This window comes from Halomonas sediminis (assembly GCF_044871105.1).
Taxonomy (GTDB): domain Bacteria; phylum Pseudomonadota; class Gammaproteobacteria; order Pseudomonadales; family Halomonadaceae; genus Vreelandella; species Vreelandella zhuhanensis.
On sequence record NZ_CP085246.1, the window covers coordinates 390,027 to 407,828 of the forward strand.

General features: G+C 57.9%; 15 protein-coding genes and 1 tRNA gene. 7 read left to right on the plus strand and 9 right to left on the minus strand.

What is annotated here, in order from left to right:
* Position 1 precedes the first annotated feature (1 nt).
* The gene (locus LG290_RS01935) at positions 2-316 is read left to right on the plus strand and encodes a chaperone modulator CbpM (protein ID WP_499836022.1); all 315 of its coding nucleotides are present in this window, start codon (positions 2-4) and stop codon (positions 314-316) included.
* Between the two features lie 56 nt (positions 317-372).
* Here the strand turns inward: LG290_RS01935 and LG290_RS01940 are convergent, their stop codons facing one another.
* From LG290_RS01940 to LG290_RS01960, 5 genes are all read right to left on the minus strand, one after another.
* Positions 373-2,850 (minus strand): arsenate reductase (azurin) large subunit, encoded by a 2,478-nt coding sequence (locus LG290_RS01940; protein WP_499836023.1) that lies wholly within the window; start codon positions 2,848-2,850, stop codon positions 373-375.
* A 15-nt stretch (positions 2,851-2,865) separates the two neighbouring features.
* Entirely contained in the window at positions 2,866-3,387 is a 522-nt protein-coding gene (locus LG290_RS01945) for an arsenate reductase (azurin) small subunit (protein WP_499836024.1), read from the minus strand.
* 90 nt (positions 3,388-3,477) lie between these two features.
* Positions 3,478-3,657, minus strand: coding sequence for a hypothetical protein (locus tag LG290_RS01950; RefSeq protein ID WP_499837000.1), 180 nt, complete (start codon positions 3,655-3,657; stop codon positions 3,478-3,480).
* 199 nt (positions 3,658-3,856) lie between these two features.
* Positions 3,857-5,041, minus strand: coding sequence for a thiolase family protein (locus LG290_RS01955; RefSeq protein WP_499836025.1), 1,185 nt, complete (start codon positions 5,039-5,041; stop codon positions 3,857-3,859).
* 122 nt (positions 5,042-5,163) lie between these two features.
* Entirely contained in the window at positions 5,164-5,652 is a 489-nt protein-coding gene (locus LG290_RS01960) for a pyridoxamine 5'-phosphate oxidase family protein (protein WP_499836026.1), read from the minus strand.
* Between the two features lie 126 nt (positions 5,653-5,778).
* Between LG290_RS01960 and LG290_RS01965 the strand changes: the two genes are divergently transcribed.
* Positions 5,779-6,339 (plus strand): nucleoside deaminase, encoded by a 561-nt coding sequence (locus LG290_RS01965; protein ID WP_499836027.1) that lies wholly within the window; start codon positions 5,779-5,781, stop codon positions 6,337-6,339.
* 175 nt (positions 6,340-6,514) lie between these two features.
* Here the strand turns inward: LG290_RS01965 and LG290_RS01970 are convergent.
* A tRNA-Met gene (locus tag LG290_RS01970) sits at positions 6,515-6,591 on the minus strand.
* A gap of 286 nt (positions 6,592-6,877) precedes the next feature.
* Here LG290_RS01970 and phbB point away from each other — a divergent pair.
* Positions 6,878-7,624, plus strand: a complete 747-nt coding sequence (phbB, locus tag LG290_RS01975; RefSeq protein WP_160417593.1) for an acetoacetyl-CoA reductase — start codon at positions 6,878-6,880, stop codon at positions 7,622-7,624.
* A gap of 73 nt (positions 7,625-7,697) precedes the next feature.
* Here phbB and LG290_RS01980 read toward each other — a convergent pair whose 3' ends face one another.
* Positions 7,698-10,514 carry a DUF349 domain-containing protein gene (locus tag LG290_RS01980; RefSeq protein WP_499836028.1) on the minus strand — a complete coding sequence of 939 codons (2,817 nt, stop codon included), beginning with the start codon at positions 10,512-10,514 and terminating at the stop codon, positions 7,698-7,700.
* A 253-nt stretch (positions 10,515-10,767) separates the two neighbouring features.
* Between LG290_RS01980 and minC the strand changes: the two genes are divergently transcribed.
* The 4 genes from minC to sbcB all read left to right on the plus strand — a co-directional run bounded on the left by minC (position 10,768) and on the right by sbcB (position 14,203).
* Positions 10,768-11,514: a septum site-determining protein MinC gene (gene minC, locus LG290_RS01985; protein ID WP_499836029.1), complete on the plus strand. Its 747-nt coding sequence runs from the start codon at positions 10,768-10,770 to the stop codon at positions 11,512-11,514.
* A 33-nt stretch (positions 11,515-11,547) separates the two neighbouring features.
* Complete coding sequence (gene minD / locus LG290_RS01990; RefSeq protein ID WP_160417590.1) at positions 11,548-12,366, plus strand: septum site-determining protein MinD; 819 nt, start codon at positions 11,548-11,550, stop codon at positions 12,364-12,366.
* Complete coding sequence (gene minE / locus LG290_RS01995; RefSeq protein ID WP_499836030.1) at positions 12,363-12,623, plus strand: cell division topological specificity factor MinE; 261 nt, start codon at positions 12,363-12,365, stop codon at positions 12,621-12,623. Before minD ends, minE begins: the two co-directional genes overlap by 4 nt.
* Before the next feature lie 86 nt (positions 12,624-12,709).
* On the plus strand, positions 12,710-14,203 hold the full coding sequence (gene sbcB, locus LG290_RS02000; protein ID WP_499836031.1) for an exodeoxyribonuclease I: 1,494 nt from the start codon (positions 12,710-12,712) through the stop codon (positions 14,201-14,203).
* 26 nt (positions 14,204-14,229) lie between these two features.
* Here the strand turns inward: sbcB and LG290_RS02005 are convergent, their stop codons facing one another.
* Together LG290_RS02005 and LG290_RS02010 are read right to left on the minus strand one after the other, a co-directional pair.
* Positions 14,230-17,100: an insulinase family protein gene (locus LG290_RS02005; RefSeq protein ID WP_499836032.1), complete on the minus strand. Its 2,871-nt coding sequence runs from the start codon at positions 17,098-17,100 to the stop codon at positions 14,230-14,232.
* Complete coding sequence (locus tag LG290_RS02010; protein WP_499836033.1) at positions 17,100-17,786, minus strand: SOS response-associated peptidase; 687 nt, start codon at positions 17,784-17,786, stop codon at positions 17,100-17,102. Before LG290_RS02010 ends, LG290_RS02005 begins: the two co-directional genes overlap by 1 nt.
* Positions 17,787-17,802 lie beyond the last annotated feature (16 nt).

The window sequence follows — 17,802 nt, forward strand, 5'->3', positions numbered from 1 at the left end:
CATGATGCAGCAGCGTATCATCAGAGGCGAACTGATCGATGAGGCGACCCTGACCCTCGAGGATCTGGCTCGTGCCTGCTCGGTGGAAACCGATTGGGTCGTCGAGCGCATCGAGAGCGGTCTGCTGGCCGATGGTTCGCCCTATATGGCGAGCTGGCGCTTCACCAGTCATGACCTGACCCGTGCCCGACGGCTGAGTCAGCTGGAGCGTGACTTCGAGGCAGCGCCCGAGCTCGCCGCCCTGGCGACCGACCTGATCGAGGAGAACCAGCGCCTGAGGGATCGCTTGCGGGCCGCGGGACTGGTTGATGACTAGCACTGCTCACCCATGGCTGTGTCGATCAATACCGATTCTGCAAGCGTTGGTTCTCCTCAGGAATAGCGCCGGCGCTTGAAGGACACATCCCGCAGGTAGGCGGGATTCGTCCCGATCCGACGAAGGTTGGCCCAGGTCCCCTTGTAGTAGGGAATATGGTTGCGATCGGTCCATTCGCTGACAACGTCGCCCTGTACCCCGTTGGGATAGCCGAACATCATGAAGACCTGTCCGCGCTTCAAGTCGGGTTCCAGGTAGGCCATGGCGGTGGTTGCGCCGTAGTCGTTGTAAACCTCGACGATATCGCCGTTGGTGATGCCCAGAGTATCGGCATCCTGGGGGTGAATTTCAATCGGTGCCATGGGGTAGCGGCCCTTGCGAAAGGCCAAGTGCTGGTCGTGGTAGGCAGATTGCCAAATCTGGTTGGTGCGACCGTTGTTGATCCAAAAGTCATAGCGCTCTTTCTGGCGCTCGATCACCTCGGGGAAACCGTTCCAAGGCGATGGCTGGAAATGCGCCTTGCCGTCATCGGTATCGAAGTTATTGTCGGTGTAGAGCATCTCGGTGCCGATGAGTTTGCCGTCTTGGTACGCCTTGATGGGCAGTTGGACGCCGTTGTTGCCAGCTGCGCACAGTCGCTCATAGGTGGCCAGGTGCCCGGTCGGGCCACCCTGGCTGTCGATCTCCTTCTCGTGAGCCATGCGGAAGCCGTCGTTGAAGGCATCCTCATCGGTCGTCCAGTCGAACCCGGCGAAACGCTCGGCCATTGCCGTGTAGCCAGCCGACTCGTAGCGTTGCTTGAGGGCATTGGCCATGTTGGCCGCAATCAGCCAGTCTGGCCTTGCGATGCCGGGAGGGTCCATGAAGCGCTCGGACAGTCGTAGCCGCCGCTCGCCGTTCATGGAGGTCAGGTTCATCTCCCCAGGATGGGTCGCCGGCAGTACCAGATGGGAATATTCGGCGAACTTGGTGCGGTAGAGGTCGATATCGACGATGAACAGGCCGCCCTGGTTCTTGACGGCGTCATAGACGATATCGATAAGCTCATCAGTGGTGGCGCCACGCGCTTCGGCCAGTGCCTGGTTGACGATGGCGGCCCGACGCTTGATGACCTGACGATAGGTTTCGGCATTGAGGGTGGTCTGAAAAGCATTACAGGCCCAGACCGTCAGCATCATGCCGTTGCCCTTGATCAGTTCCTGATCGATATAGGGCGCCGGGCGCCCACCGGGATAAGGCGGGCGCGTATAGCCTTCCTGGTGACCGCCCATACGCACCACGCCGGTGCCTCGACGGCCCACGTTATGGGTCGCCACAACGAGATTGACGATGGCGGATTGAATCCGATAGTTGTCGTTGCCCCAGATCACGCCCTTCTCATAGGCGTGCATGGTGCGCGGGGCATGGCCGCTGGCCTTGGGTCGGTAGGCCCACTCGGCGGCCTTGATGATATCGGCCCGATTCACGCCGGTAATGCGGCTGCACGCGTCCAGCTCCATGCGATTGGCGGCGAGCATCTCATCAAAGCCGCTGGTGTGCTCGGCAATAAAGACCTGGTCGTGCCAACCCTGATCGACCACATAGGTGAGTAGCCCATTGAACAAGGCAGTATCGGTGCCCGGTTGGATCGCCAGGTGCAGGACATTTTCCTTCCCGGCAACGGTCTCGCAGATCGCCACGGTCGGCGTGCGCCGTGGGTCGACCAGGATGACTTTACCCTTGCCGACCGTCTCGGCGGGGAACCATTCCCGTTTTTTGGTGATGTTGGCACCCCTAAGGTTCGGCTCCCAGTGGGCCAGAAACCAGTTCGATTGCGTCTCGTAGGAGTTGCCGCCGATGGAAAAGATGACATCGCAGACTTCCGCATCTTCGTAGCTGTTATTGAGCTCACCGATGCCCATATCACGGCTGGCATGGCATTCCGAGTTGTAGGCGGGACGGTTGTGGATCCGCACCATTTTTGTCTGCATGCCATTGAAAATCAGCTTGCCAGTCGCCCAGGTATTCTCGAAGCCGCCGCCCGCACCGCCATGGTCGAAGAGGTTAAAAAACAGCTGGTCGGGCCCGTCATTATCGAGGATGCGTTGGGTCAGGCCGGCATACAGGACCATGGCGCGTTCCCAGTTGGTTTCCACCCAGTCGTCCCCGCTATACACCAGCGGATACTTGAGGCGCCGCTCGCCGATCGGGGTTTGTTCCGAATACATCACGCTGGCCATCTGGCCGCCCCGCGTCGAAGATAGTCCCTGGTTAACGCTGCACGCTTTGTCGGGCAGAATCATGATGTTGTATTCGCCTCCATCATGATCCTTGATCCGGTTGACCATGGCCGGTGTCATGGTGATCTGCATGGGAGGAAGCTGGCGGGTGAAGTCGAGCCCTAACGCATTCTGGCCAGCGGCCCTGCCGCCTTCTTGGTTGGCGGGCCACTTGTAGACATGGTAACCACAGCCGACGATGCAGAAATGGCAGGCCATATTGGTTTTCTGGGCATCCACCGGAGGCAGGGGGATACGATCCTTGAATTGGGTCATTGTTATTCTCCCGGTTCAGATGATATTGGCCTGGCGACCATAGATCAGGCCATCGACCGACACGGCAAGCAGGGTATCCTCGGCTTCGTCATACTCCAGAAGGATCCGGGGTAGGCCTTCGGTGGCATGGCCGATCACCATCTGGCCGGCGTTGTCAGGGTCGAAGATGCTGTAATGGCAGGGACACTTGAAGGTCTCCGCCTCCTGGTCGTAATTGACCGGGCAGCCCATGTGCGTGCATTGGGTGCTGTAGGCCACCACGTCTCTGTCCGGACCTGCCCCACCCTTGACCTCGCGGCCCTTGCGAATCAACACGCAGGGCGAGCGATTGTCGGGATAGTTGAAGTAGACGGGCTGATTGACGGTCACGTCGTCCAGCCGGGCAACCACATCACGCGGATAGGGTAGGGTGGTGCTGCCGGCGGGAGGCGAGGAACTGCCTTGCTGTGCCTGGACAACGGGAGATAGCGAAAGAGTGCCTAGAGCGGCACTGCTACCGGTCAACTTCAGGAAGTTACGGCGGCTCAATCGTGACATCGTCTGGCACTCCGGTGTTGTTGTTAGGGAGGCTTGTATCGGGATGGTTCCGTTGTGATATGTGGATATTCGTATTTGATGGTCTAAAATCTAGTTCTGTTCTGGCAGGTGTGCAAGGGCAGGTGGCCGAGTCGGCGAGGAGAACAGTAAGGCCAGGGTGATGCCTAATGAAATTTCCGCACTGGTAAAGCCCAGAAACAACGGGATGTTCGAGCAGGAATAGAAGGGGATGATGGCACCGAAGCCTGCACCGAGCCCATAACCGGCCAGTCCTGGCTTCTGCTGAAAGTAGTTGAGGTACCCGCTCCAGGTTCAGCGGAGCGCGCATCAGGGCGAAACCCTATGTCTATTCATGGTGCGCGCGATGACAGCCGTTGCGGGGGGCGCTGGGGCTCGGCCGTCATTTTGTCTCTCTACAGAAAACTTGTGGCAAGCCGCTGGCGCGTCGTGACATGCCAGCGGCCGAGCGTCAGAGGGTTTCCAGCGCCAGGGCGATGCCCTGACCACCGCCGATACACAAAGTGACGATGCCGCGGTGTTCGCCGTTACGCTGCATGGCATGTAACAGCCGGGTGGTCAGCACCGCGCCGGTGGCACCAATCGGATGGCCGTGAGCGATAGCGCCGCCCTCCACGTTGACGATCTCTTCCGGCAGGCCGAGTTCGCGCTGGCAGGCCAAGGCAATGGCGGCGAAGGCCTCGTTGATCTCCACCCGGTCCAGATCATCCACCGACCAGCCGGCGCGCTCAAGCGCCTGCTTGACTGCCGGTACCGGGCCGATGCCGAAGTAGCCAGGCTCCACGGCGCTGATGCCGAAAGCCACCAAGCGGGCCACGGGGGTGAGGCCCTGCTGCTCGGCCCAGTCGCGTTCGGCAACGATCATCGCCGCCGCGCCGCTGTTTAGACCCGGTGAATTACCTGCGGTGATGGTACCTTCTTTACGAAAAGCGGGCTTCATCTTACCCAGCGATTCCAGGGTGATATCCGGGCGGTTGTGCTCGTCGCGGGCGAAGGTGGTGGTACCCTTGCGGCTGGTGAGTTCCACCCCGGCAATTTCAGCATCGAAGTGGCCGGCTTCCTGGGCCTTGGAGAAGCGCTGCTGAGAGCGCAGCGCCCAAATGTCCTGGTCTTCGCGGGAGATGCTGTAGCGGCTCACTAGATCTTCGGTATGCCAGCCGGAGTGCTTGCCGCTGAAGGCGTCGTTGAGGCCATCAAGCAGCATAGTATCGTGCATGGTCACGTCGCCCATGCGTGCGCCCCAGCGCCCCTGGGGCATCACGTAGGGTGCGCGGTCCATGTTCTCCATACCGCCGGCAATCGCGCAGTCAGCCATGCCGCTCCAGATCTCCATGGCGGCGCTGACCACGGCTTGGGCCCCGGAGCCGCAGACCCGATTGACGGTAAGCGCCGGGACTTCCACGGGAAGCCCTCCGCCGATGCCGGCCTGACGGCCCGAGTTCATGCGACAGCCCGCCTGAATCACGTGACCCATCACCAGCGAATCCACCTTCTCGGCGGCAAGCCCCGAGCGGGAAAGCGTTTCCTGAATGACCCGTGCGCCCAGGTCGGTGGCGGGTGTGTCCTTGAGGCTGCCGCCATAGGTGCCGATGGCCGTGCGGACGGGATGGCAGATGACGACGTCGCGAGTTGACATAAGTACTCCTCTAATCGTTTGGGTAAACGGCCGGAGCGGCCGCAGATCAGGACATTTCACCTATAGCACTGAGTTGGCGCCGAGGCCATGGCAGGCCAACCAGCGTTCGCGTCAGAACGAAGTCAGCCGCCGAACTTTTCATTTTCGCCCAGGTTCGGGGTAGCGTCTTTCTTGACGTTGGCCTTGGCGATCTCATAGAGCTGGAACGTCTTGCTCTCCTTGGCCTTCCAGTGCTCACCCATCTGTACCTTGATTTCCAGTAACGCCACATCCGGGTCGTCCTTGCCTTCAGGGAACCAGGCCCCGATGAAGGGATTCCAGTATTTCTCGATCAGCTCGCGGTCATCGGTCAGGTTGGCCTGGCCCGAGAGCGACACGTACACGCCTTCTTCCTGATCGGAGAAGCTGAGGCAGACGTCGTGATCACTGGCGGTTTCAAAGACCTTCTCGGCACTGCGGCGGGTGAAGAACCACAGGGTGCCATCGTATTCATCCTGAACCAGGTGCATCGGCCGGGCACGAGGCATATCGCCATCCAGCGTAACCAGCATGCCGACTTTGATGCCCTTGATCATCTTCCAGATCTTCTGCTTGTGCTCAGGACTGGACATAGCTTCAATCTCCTGTCGAATACGGTGCGGCGAATAGGAAATGACGATGCTAATGCTAATGCATTGAACATCACTAGAATCAGCCTAGTTACCATTATTAACCTCGGCAAACCGAAGGGCGCGAGTATGCAATCACTATTAAACGAAAAAACGCAGGTCACCGAGGCGGCACTGAAAGCCATTGCCCACATGCCCACCGCCAGCCTGTCGGCGTTGATGGATGAGGCCTTCATTCGTCGCCTGAGCGATGCCGATTTCATGCGGGTCGCGGTGCTGCTGGCGCGCAAAAGTTATGACGAGGGCGGCTGTCCCATCGGCGCGGTGATTATCGACAACGTGACGCGGCGGATTGTTGGCAAGGGGCATAACACCCTGGTGCAGGAGAACCATCCTTACAACCATGGAGAGACCGCTGCCATGCGCGATGCGGGTCGTCTCGACTTCAGACAGACGACCCTGTTCACCTCCTTGAGCCCCTGCGAGATCTGCGCCACGCTGCTGCATATGCGCGGCGTCTCGCGTGTTGTGGTGGGCGATATCACCAATGCCGCGGGCACGGAAGCGCTGCTGCGTGAGAAGGGTGTTCAGGTCGATATTTTGGAAGACACCCAAGGTATTGCACTCTACGCGCGCTTCCGCGAAGAAAATCCTGCGCTTGAGCATGAAGACTGGAAGGGTATGCGGTAAGAAAGGCTAGCGCTGGGGGGAATAAACGGGGGGAGGAAAATGCTGGTCTGTCGCCTGAAGCTCATGCGATTTTTTGCGGCTCAAGGCGGTCAAAAAATGTGAACACAGAAAAGATCGAGAAGCCAAGCCAAAAAAAAGGCAGATCAGTAAGTGACTGATCTGCCTTTCGAAATATTGGTAGCGGGGACCGGATTTGAACCGATGACCTTCGGGTTATGAGCCCGACGAGCTACCAGACTGCTCCACCCCGCATCAACGTGAGATGCATACTACTCTTTTTCTGGATTATGTCAAGCGTGGCTTTAAAACGATTAGCTTATGGTAGTTGCTTTCATTCTGCTGCAACATGGTGATGTTAAGACTATGCTTGATTTACAAATGTGAAAAACTATAACGTCGCGGTCGTTGGGGCCTCATTAGAATCAGGGCATCGACCGCCAAGATTGTAATAAAAAAGCGCTTGAGCGCTTTTCACTAGAATGGCTTGCCTGCAAGCAGCATGCTGCCAAGTCATGAGTCATTATCAGGGAGGTAGTCAATGGCAAATCAAGTCCCCGTCGCCTGGGTAACTGGTGGAACTGGTGGTATCGGTACGGCAATTTGTCGTTCTTTGGCGGATGCGGGTTTTCAGGTGGTTGCGGGGTACCATAACCCGGATAAGGCTAAAACCTGGCTGGAGACACAAAAAGCCGATGGCTATACCAACATCGCTCTTTCCGGTATCGATCTTTCCGACCATGATGCCTGCCTCGAAGGCGCCCGTGAGATCAACGAAACGCATGGTCCTATCCAGGTGCTGGTCAATTGTGCCGGCATCACCCGCGACGGCACCATGAAGCGTATGACTTACGACCAGTGGTACCAAGTCATTGATACCAACCTTAATAGCGTTTTCAACACCTGCCGTGGTGTGGTTGAGTCGATGCTTGAGCAAAACTACGGGAGGATTATCAATATTTCCTCGATCAATGGGCGCAAGGGCCAGTTCGGCCAGGTTAACTATGCGGCTGCCAAAGCCGGTATGCATGGCCTGACGATGTCGTTGGCTCAGGAAACCGCCACCAAGGGTATTACCGTGAACACGGTATCGCCTGGCTATATTGCGACAGACATGATCATGAAGATTCCCGAAAAAGTCCGGGAAACCATTCGTGAAGGTATTCCCATCAAGCGCTTCGGTACACCGGAAGAAATCGGCCGTCTGGTTGCGTTTCTTGCTCACGAAGATTCGGGCTTCATTACCGGGGCCAATATCGATATCAACGGCGGCCAGTTCATGGGCTGAATCGGTACACCAACTTTTTCGCTGCATAAAAAACGGGAGGCCTGGCCTCCCGTTTTGCTGTCTTGCTTTTCCTTCAAGGCGGAGGTAAGCGGACCAGGCAGCCAAGAAGTTCATCCAATTCGGCGGCTTCGTCTTGCCATAGCGCCTCGGAGATGGGGCCAATGGCGAGAAGTTCAGCAAGCACATCGGTCAGCTCGGAGGCGGGGGTAAGAGGCTGAACGAGGCCTTCGTTGAGCCTTTCCACTTGAATTGCCAGGCGTAGTGGCTCATCGCGTTGACGTACCCGGCCCATGGCCAGTAATGACAAGCGCATCCGATTGCGAGCCAGTGCTTCTTCGACCTCGGGCATGATGCTATCCAGGGAAGTGTTGCTGATGTCTCGGCGTGCCTTGTTGCGCTTCTCGTGAGCGGCCTGGAAGGGTGGCTTTAGCGGGAAGGCGACAACCGCTTGAGCGATGACCTCCTGAGTAACGTTATGGTTGATAAACTCTGCATCCGCTGCCAGATGCGCATTGAGCAAGGGATATAGCTCGCGCCAGTATTGTACGATCTCGCCCACCTCCAGCCGATTCAAGTGCTCGCGTCTTGTGCGTACGATCCCGCTGAGCCGCCGCTGCATGCCTTCACCACGTCGATTGCTCGGCAGTGGCTCAAGTGTGGCAGCCTCCTTGAGTGCATCCTCTAGAATCTCGACTTCGCTGGCTTCCCTGGGTTGCCAGCTGTCCAGGCGTTCGATTAGTTGCTGCATGGCATCCAGCTGGTCTTGCTGCGGCGTGGCTTGTTGGGCCTGGGCGGCGTCGCGCAGCATGAATATTTGATCACACAGCTGGCGAAATTCCTGCCATAACGTTTGTTCTTCTCCTTTGGGAGCGCGCCCCAGAGAGCGCCATTGCTTTTGTAGTGCCTTGGCTTGTGTGGCGCGCTCCCGAGGTGCCAATGTCTCGTCACTCAAGAGGTGACGAGTGGCTTCGATCAGATCGCGTTTGGTGGTGGCAATGGTATGCGCGCGTTGATCAATCAGCGCCTGAAGGTGGTGGCGAACCTTGCCGAAGCGTCGTCCAATGGTCTCGGCCTGCTCACGGGGTACCGGTGAATAATGCCGCCATTGCTGGCGCGCCTTGTCGCGAATCTGACGCAATACATCCGGGTCTGCATCTTCAGCGGGTTGAGCGAGCAGCGTTTCGAGCTGTTCACACAAGGCTTCACGCGCCATGAGATTCTGCTGACGCACCTCTGCCAAACCTTTACGCCAAGGCGCCAGGCGGGCTTGAATACGGTCCGAGGAGTGACGAAAGCGAGCAGACTGTTCACGATTGGCCGCCGCATCGCCCAAGTCTTTCCACTCCTTTACCAGTTGACGATGACGACGGTCTAGGGCCGCTTCGTCCATTGCCGTGTCGTTAGCCAGGGCATCGATCAACTCACACAGCTGTTCACGTTTGGGGCCGGCAACGAATCCTCGCCAGTCACGCAATTCAGCCAGTCGAGCCCCAAGTTTCTTAAGCCTGTTTTTCAATGGCTGGCTGCTGTTGCGGGAAGATAATGCTTCGATTTGGGGCTTGATGCGTTGATGTAATCTGCTGGCACTCTTGAAGGCGCCGCGTTCGAGAAACTGTTCAAATTTGTCAAGTTGCTCGGCAAGACCATCGAGCTTTTCAGTGGCAGTGGCATCCGTTTGCTCGCCTTGTGAGGATGCCAAGGCTTCTCTGGCGCGAACGAGCAGTGCCGGGGGCGTCAGGTGTTCCGGCCATTGGCTCTGTTTGGTCAGCGCCTGTAATGCCTTGAGGTCATGCTCGGTCAGCGCATTTTCCACTTCCTTGGCAAGTAGTTGCCAGCGTTCCCATGCGTGATAACAGCGCTCGTAGTCGTGCATCATGCGGGCATAACGTTGTTGCTGCTGCTCGCTGGCAGGATGAATGTCGGAGAGCGCTTGCCAGCGATGAGCCAGAAGCTGCTTCTGGGAACGCAAGCTGGCAATGTCCTGCGTCATTAGGGTGGCACCGTGACAGATGCTTTCCAGGCTTTCTTCTATTCCTTCAAGCAGTTCGTCACGCGTCTGGTTGGCGTCTTCCTGGCGCTGTTGGTCGACCAGGCGTGCTTGTTCCTGGGCTTCGTGATCGCGCAACGTCTTGCGACAGGTCAGGCAAGCATCTTGGTAACGGGCCTCCTGGGTAGAATCGGGAGACGCCTTGAGTGCCTCCCACTCACGCTGCAGATGACGAAAACGTCCCCCATAAAGAGGCTCCCAAGCCATACGAGCATGCTGCTCCAGGCGGGTCAGCAAGGTTTCACGCTGCTGATATTGGTCATGAAACCATTGGCTGTCGGCCCGTAGCCGTGTAAGACGCTCACGGGCGGTGCGTATTACGCGGCGATCACGCCGAGCCTCCTTGAGCAGGCGCTTGAGGTCAGCTTCCTCATGCAGGCGTTCGGCAGCACTGTGACGCACCACCGCTACTCCGTTATGGCAAGCTTGATAAATAAGATCATCAGGCGCACTAAGTTGGGCCAAGGCCGCCAGACGCAAATCGAGATTGTCACCCTGCAGCGCTACGGTGTTGAGCAAACGTGCATCGGTGATAGTCTCGATCAGCGCTTGACGACTGGCGAGATCGGCATGCCCTGTCTGACCGCAAAGCTGACGACTCACCTCGGCAAACCAAGCCTCGTTATCTATCTGAGCAGCGTACCCATCAAGCAGTGCCTGAAGATCGACTAATGCCACCAAGGCTGCCAGCCTGATGTTACTGTCTTCATCTTGGGCTAGGTGCTGAAGTGCCTGGCGTTGTTCGGGGCGCTGGGGGTCAAGCCGTGCTAATGCCTCGCGGCGTACGGCGGCGTCGGGGTGTTGCCAGCGTGGGGCAAACAGGCGTCTTAACAGTCCGTGCATGAATCATCCTGCTGAGGAACACGTAGCGTGAAAAAATGACAAGCCGAGCATTTGTTACATTCAGCGGTTGCAGTCGTTGGCGCTGTCGCTTAGCTTTGCCTTACTGGGTAGTGCTTAAGAAAGTCTCTAAGAAAATGAGAATGCCAAACTTGGCATTGCCTGGGTTGAAATCCAAGCCTTACGACGGCTTTCAATGCACTACGCTTATTTTATCTGAGCTTGATTTTACCTGAACATGACGTGGAGTTCGGCAATGAGCCTAAAAATGGATAGCGCCACCATGGCCTTTACCTTCAAAGGCGGCATGTTGCCGATGACTATCATGGAGTTAAACAGTGCCGACCCGGAGCGCATCCGCCGCCAATTAGCCGGTAAGCTGACCCAGTCGCCAGCATTTTTCCAGCATACACCGGTGGTGCTCAGTGTGGAAAAACTGAATGAGCCGCACTTGGCGCTTGAACGTATCTGTGCCGTGTGCCGCGACCACAAACTGCTTCCCGTCGCCGTCAAGGGAGGAGCTGAACCCGTCAAGCAATCGGCCTGGGCACTCGGGTTGGGCTGGTTTCCTTCCAGTGATGGCGGTCGTGGGCGAATCCTGGAAACCGTGGATACTGAAAACAGCAAGCCCACGGAGCCGGTTCCCGCACCGCAAGCTGCGAGTGGCGAATTAGCCGCTACGCGTCTTTATCGTGGCACGGTACGTTCCGGCCAGCAGGTGAGCGCCGCCGAGGGTGACCTGGTAGTGGTCGGGGCGGTCAATGCGGGTGCCGAGGTGCTGGCAGCAGGCAATATTCATGTTTATGGTGCATTGCGAGGGCGTGCACTGGCGGGTATCCATGGTGATTTATCAGCAGGTGTTTACTGCCGGGAACTGCATGCCGAACTACTGTCGGTAGGAGGCAATTACAAACGTTTGGAAGACATTGATTCAAGACTGCTTGGGGCACCTGCAGAAGTACATTACTCGGCCGAGCAGCTGGAAATTCGACCGTTGGTATAATAGCGAAAGACTTATAAAGTAAGGATCCATATCTTGGCCAAGATTATTGTAGTTACCTCCGGTAAAGGGGGTGTTGGAAAAACCACGAGTGCAGCAGCCATTGCCACCGGCCTTGCCCTGCGTGGCAAAAAAACAGTGGTCATCGATTTCGATGTGGGGCTGCGTAACCTTGATTTGATCATGGGGTGTGAGCGCCGGGTGGTTTATGACCTGGTTAACGTGATCCAGGGAGAAGCAGGGCTCAATCAGGCGCTGATCCGTGACAAGCGTGTCGAAAACCTTTTTATCCTGCCCGCTTCCCAGACACGCGACAAGGATGCCCTGACACAGGAAGGCGTTGAGGAGGTTCTCGATACACTGAAAGAAACGTTCGACTATATCCTGTGTGACTCCCCGGCAGGTATCGAACGAGGCGCTCAATTGGCGATGTATTACGCCGACGAAGCCATTGTAGTCACCAACCCAGAAGTTTCCTCGGTGCGTGACTCGGATCGTATTCTGGGGTTGTTGTCATCCAAGACGCGTCGTGCCGTGCAAGGCGATGATCCGATCAAGGAGCATCTATTGGTTACCCGCTACAACCCGGAGCGCGTGACCCAAGGCGATATGCTGACACTGGATGATATCCGGGAAATCCTGGCGATCAATCTATTGGGTCTGATTCCGGAGTCCGATGCGGTGTTGCGGGCTTCCAACCAGGGCGTACCTGTGACGCATGATGCGGATAGTGATGCCGGCCAGGCGTATACCGATACCGTGTCGCGTTTGCTCGGTGAAGACGTACCGCTGCGCTTTCATGAGTGGCAGAAAAAAGGACTGCTGAGCCGTATGTTTGGGGGAGGTCGTCGATGAAACTGCTGGAGTTTTTGAAGCGTGAGCGCAAAAAGTCGGCCTCGGTAGCCAAGGAGCGCCTACAGATCATCGTGGCTCACCAGCGTAGTCAGCGGGGCCAGCCGGATTATATGCCGATGCTCGAGCGTGAACTATTGGAAGTCATCCGTCGTTATGTGCATGTGGGGGACGATGCCATTCAAATCTCGCTGGATAGCGAAGATAACTGCTCGGTGCTCGAGTTGAACGTGACCCTGCCCAAAAGTGAAAGGAGCTGAGCCATGGCTAGGTGAGTTGGGTGGTAATCGAACGCAAGGGGTGTGCTAGGCTTGGGGTTTTATTTGCCTAGCGGAGTGCTTAGTTCATGGCGCCGACCAATGCCGCCCCGGTCAGTTACCTGTGGCACGATTATGAAACCTTCGGGGCTGATCCTCGCCGCGACCGCCCGGCTCAGTTTGCGGCCATCCGCACGGATGCCGACTTCAATGAAATAGGCGAGCCTCTCGAGCTTTACTGCAAACCTGCCGACGATGATCTGCCGCATCCGATCGCTTGCCTGATCACCGGGATTACGCCTCAGAAGGCACGTCGCCACGGCCTGCCGGAAACCGAGTTTGCCGGGCGCATCCTAGAGTGCATGAGCGAGCCCGGCACCTGCGTGGTTGGGTACAACAGTTTGCGGTTCGACGATGAAGTCAGCCGTCAGCTGTTTTACCGTAATTTCATCGATCCTTATGCGCGTGAATGGCAAAACGGCAACTCGCGCTGGGATCTGATCGACGTGGTAAGGGCCTTTTATGCCTTGCGTCCTGAGAAAATCCAATGGCCGCTGCGCGAAGATGGTGCCCCCAGTTTCAAGCTTGAACACCTTACCCAGGCCAATGGCATCGCCCATGAAGGCGCTCATGACGCCTTGGCGGATGTGCGCGCCACGATTGCCTTGGCGCGTTTGCTCAAGGCAAACAATCCCAAGCTGTTCGACTATCTTCTGGGGTTGCGTGGCAAACGTGCCGTGGCGCGGCAAGTGGACTTGCCCGGGGGCAAGCCGCTGCTGCACATCTCGCGTCGCTATCCGGCTGCGCGAGCTTGTGGCGCCTTGGTGCTGCCTTTGGCGGAACATCCCACCAATGCCAACGGGATTATTGTTTACGACTTGAGCGTCGATCCCGCCGATCTCATGGCGTTGAGTGCCGAGAAAATCCGCGAGCGAGTATTCGTCAGCCAACAAGACCTGGCGGAAGGCGACACGCGCATTCCGCTCAAGGTGATTCATCTCAACAAATGCCCGGTCGTGTTCCCCGCGGGAGCCTTGAAGGATGTGTCCGGCCCGCAGCGGGGCGAGTACGGCGACATCGTAAAGCGTCTGGGGCTGGATATGGCGATGTGCCGTGCGCACTGGAAAACCTTGCGCGAGGCGAGTGGCGTGGCGGCGAAGGTCATCGAAGTGTTCAGCGCCCCTTACGCAGAGGAAATTCACGACCCGGACCTGATGCTCTATTCGGGTGGGTTTTTCTCGCCGGCGGACCGTCGGGAAATGCAGGCGGTGCGCGCAACGCCGCCCTGGGATCTGGTGGGCAAACGCTTTGCGTTTCAGGATTCACGATTGGAGGAAATGCTGTTTCGCTATCGCGCCCGAAACTATCCGGAAACCTTGGAAGGTGAAGAACTCATCCAGTGGGAAGCCTTCCGCTGGACGCGCATGAACGACAGCGCCCTGGCCGGGTTTACCTTGAAGGATTTCGCCCGTGAAATAGAGCGTTACAATCAGCAGTCGCTCAGTCAGTACGAGCGACAGATACTGGAAGAGCTGGTGATGTACGTCGAATCGATCATGCCGGCCCAAGCCTTCGATGCATGAAGGCTCGGGCCGGTGGGTCGTTGCGCTTAGTCGTCAGCGCTTGGCAGGGGTGGGCGAGACTCGCGGAATTCCTGCAGCTCACTGGGAATGACACCTGGGTCGAAGCGTATATCCAGCGACCGCTCGAGCAGTGAAGGCCACAACGTCTGCAGCGTATCCACGCTCACCTCCAGGGCCCGAGCGGCATGTTGTTCGCGTCGCTCGAAATTGATCTCATCAAGAGCCGTGGCTTGCCAATAGCGATTGGCCAAGCTGCCGAGGCTGGTAGCGCGTTGCTGCAACTGGTCATGCACCGCTTGGCGATAAGGCGCCAGATCGGCCTCGTCAAGAGCTGCAAGGCGTGTCCCAGTGTTTTTCAGAAAGGTATCTATATGCTCGGCGATTGCGGCGCTATCCACGTCCGAGGACTGCACCATCAAGGCAATTCCCGGAGCGTCGAGCAGGGGTGAATAGCCGGCATTGACCACATAGCCCAGCTGTTGTTCAGTGCGTAGACGCTGATAGAAGGGTGTGTCCAGCCATTGGCCGAGCACGCTCAACGCTGCCTGCTCCTGAAGCGAGCGTTCATTGCCCTGCAGGTAACGCAGCACCAGAGACTCATTGCGCTCACTGTGGGGGTGCAACACCGGGGCGTCATCGCCTACCGAAAGCGGGGTCAAGGATGGGATGTCGCGTCGCGTCAGACGCGGCAACAACATGGCTCTCACCTGTTCGGCTTGCGCCTCGGCCTGCTCGGGTGTCAGGTTACCCACCGCCATGGCATCGACATAAAGCCTATCGACAAAGCGCTGACGAAAATCTTCCAGGTTGTGCAGGGTCAAGACATCGCTGGCTTCTAGCAGCGCTTCGGTAGACCACTGAGGGCGAATCAATGCCTCGCTCAGCGTGTCGCTCGCCTGACGGTAGAGGGCGTCCTGGGGGGCGTTCTGCCATTGCTGCTGGTAGCGGTAGCGCACACGCTCGAAGGTGGCGGGATCGATATGGCCTTCCTTGAGTTGGGTGATCACCTCTTCCATCAACGGCGCCTGTCCATCGCGCCAGCCGGAAAAAGCCAGCGTCATGCCGCGAGCATGCGCATAGGCATTCATCGAGTGGCCGGCTATCCGTGCCGGATAAAGCCGCTCGTTAAGGCTATCGTTGAGCCAGCCGGCGAGTAGCCGGGCGAGCACCGCTTCTTCCGCGGAGTAGCTAACGCTGGGGTGTTGCAGGCTAACGCGCCATTCGACCTTGGGAGTGTTGAAACTATCGTTTTGCAAGTGCCAGAAGGCGAAGGAAGGCGTGTCGATCAAGGCCGTCGGCTTGTCATCCTGCCCTTCGATAATTTCCAGGTTTTCCGCGATGAAAGGGTTGGGCTCGGGCAGGGCCAGCCCGGTCAAGGCCTCTCTGGTGGCGATGCTCTCGACCTCGTCCCAGGGAGCCTGGAACCAGGGGGAAATGCTATCGCCTTCCACGTCAGGGCCGCTATAGAGACGAATCAGCGTCTCCGGGCGTAAGGCATCTACGTAGGCTTTAGTGCGTTCAGGGGTAAAGTCCTCCATGCGGTAGGGGGCGTACTGCACATCCTTCAGCGGATAACGCGACAGGTTCATCGCCAGATGGGTGGCTTCCTGTTGAGGCGCGCCGCGTTGCTGAAAACGAAACGCCTGTTCGGCAAGCCGGGCCTGTTCTTGATAACGCCAAGCCTCGAGGCCGTTTCCACGAATCAGTTCAATGGCAGCAAATAACGTGGCTTGAATGACATCGAGCTGGTCGGCGCCTTCCGGGGTCAGGCTGATCGACACGGAAAACAGCGCATCCTGGCCGTCACTGCGTCCGACGCCCGCAGAAAGGCCGTCGGCCAGGCCGGCTTCACGCAGCACGTCCAAGAGGCTGCCTTCGCCTTCATGGCCTAACAGGTGGGCCACGAGATCCGCTGGCTTGTGCTGGTAGTCGTTGATCGGGTCGGGGATCGGGAAGGAAAAGCGTGCTTCGTGATCGTCACGCAGTGACTGCATTTCGGCATAACTAGGCAGTGTTTCTTCCGTGGCCAACGGCTCTTCAATCACCGGCGCCTCGAGCCCACGATCCGAGATATCGGCAAAGCGCTCGACCACCCAGCTTTCCAGGATGTCGAGCGGTTGTGGCGCCACCACGGCCAAGTGCATGACATTAGGGCCGTAATGGTTGTGATAAAACTCGATCACCCTTTCGCGTAGGTCGGGTTCTCCCGGTGGCGGGCTCGCCAATGTCTCGCGGCTGCCCACGGCAAAGCGGGTAGTGGGGTGTTCGGGGTTCAGCAACTGGTTGAGGACATCGTTTTCTCGGCGTCCTTCATCACGAATGCGCGCCATGTACTCGGAATGCACGATGTTGCGTTCGCTTTCCAGCCGTTCGGCATTGAACAGCGGCGAAATAAAGAAAGCGCTGAAGCGATCCAGGGCGCCGGGCAACGCCGAAGGCTCTATATCAAAGAAGTAATTAGTGTCCTGCGAGGCGGTAAAAGCATTGTGCGAACCGGCATTTCGGGAAATATAGCTCTGATAAGCGTCGGCTTGAGGATAAGGCTCCGTGCCCAGAAACAGCATGTGCTCCAGAAAATGAGCTAGACCCTGCAAGTCTTCGGGATCCTGGGCGCTACCCACCCTGACATTCATCGAAGTGGCCGCCTTGTCGGCATCGGGGTCGCTGACCAGCAAGGCGGTGAGGCCGTTTTCCAGCGCCAGGACTCGATAATCCCGACTGTCATGAGGACTGACGATCGGCTTGATCACCTCGGCCAGAGCATCCTCGTCGGACAAGGCCCAAGCCGAATCAGCGAACCAGGCAGTGCCGGAAAGCAGTGTGCCGGTCAATAGCGTGCCGGCCAGGGTCGCAAAATGACGCCGGGGCCGGCCGGATAAGCGGGCAAGATGAGACATTAAAGCTCCTGAGACGAAGCCCAGCGCAGCATCGAACCAACTGGATAGGCGCAGTCCGATGACTGATAGGCAGGGTTGTTTACCCTTGTTGATACCGGAAATGCGCCTAACAGTTCCAAAGGCGCGGGAGTCAGTAATGCAGCGACCTGTTCCGCCGGGGTTGCAGGGTCGAGCCAAGAGGGTGCCTGTTCCGGCTGAATGATCGCGGGCAAGCGATCACTCAGCCGGGAAAGCCAGGCATTGGCCGGCACCGTAATCAGGGCGGTGGAGTCGTTGAATTGCGTCAAGCTGGTATGATATCGACACCAGATTCCAGCCAGCAGCAGCGGGGCACGACCGACCTCGGTGACCAGAAACGGCTGCTTGGCGCGAGGACGTGATTTCCATATATAGACGCCGGTGACGGGAATCAGGCAGCGCCGTGCGTGAAAGGCTTCGCGGAACATGCTGCGGCTTTCCAGCGACTCCGCACGTGCACAATGCGGTGCATGATCAAGCACGTTCAGCCAGGGGGGTGTCAAACCCCAGAAGAGCGTGGTCAGGCAAGTGGTGCTGCCTTCACGACGAATGGCCGAAATAGGCTGGCGCGGCGCCAGGTTAGGCGATTCAATCAACGCCTGGCTGAGTTCCAGCATGGGAAGTAGTCGGGTGGGGTTGAGCCCGTGAACATGCAGGCGTCCGGTCATGAGAGTCTCCTGACGC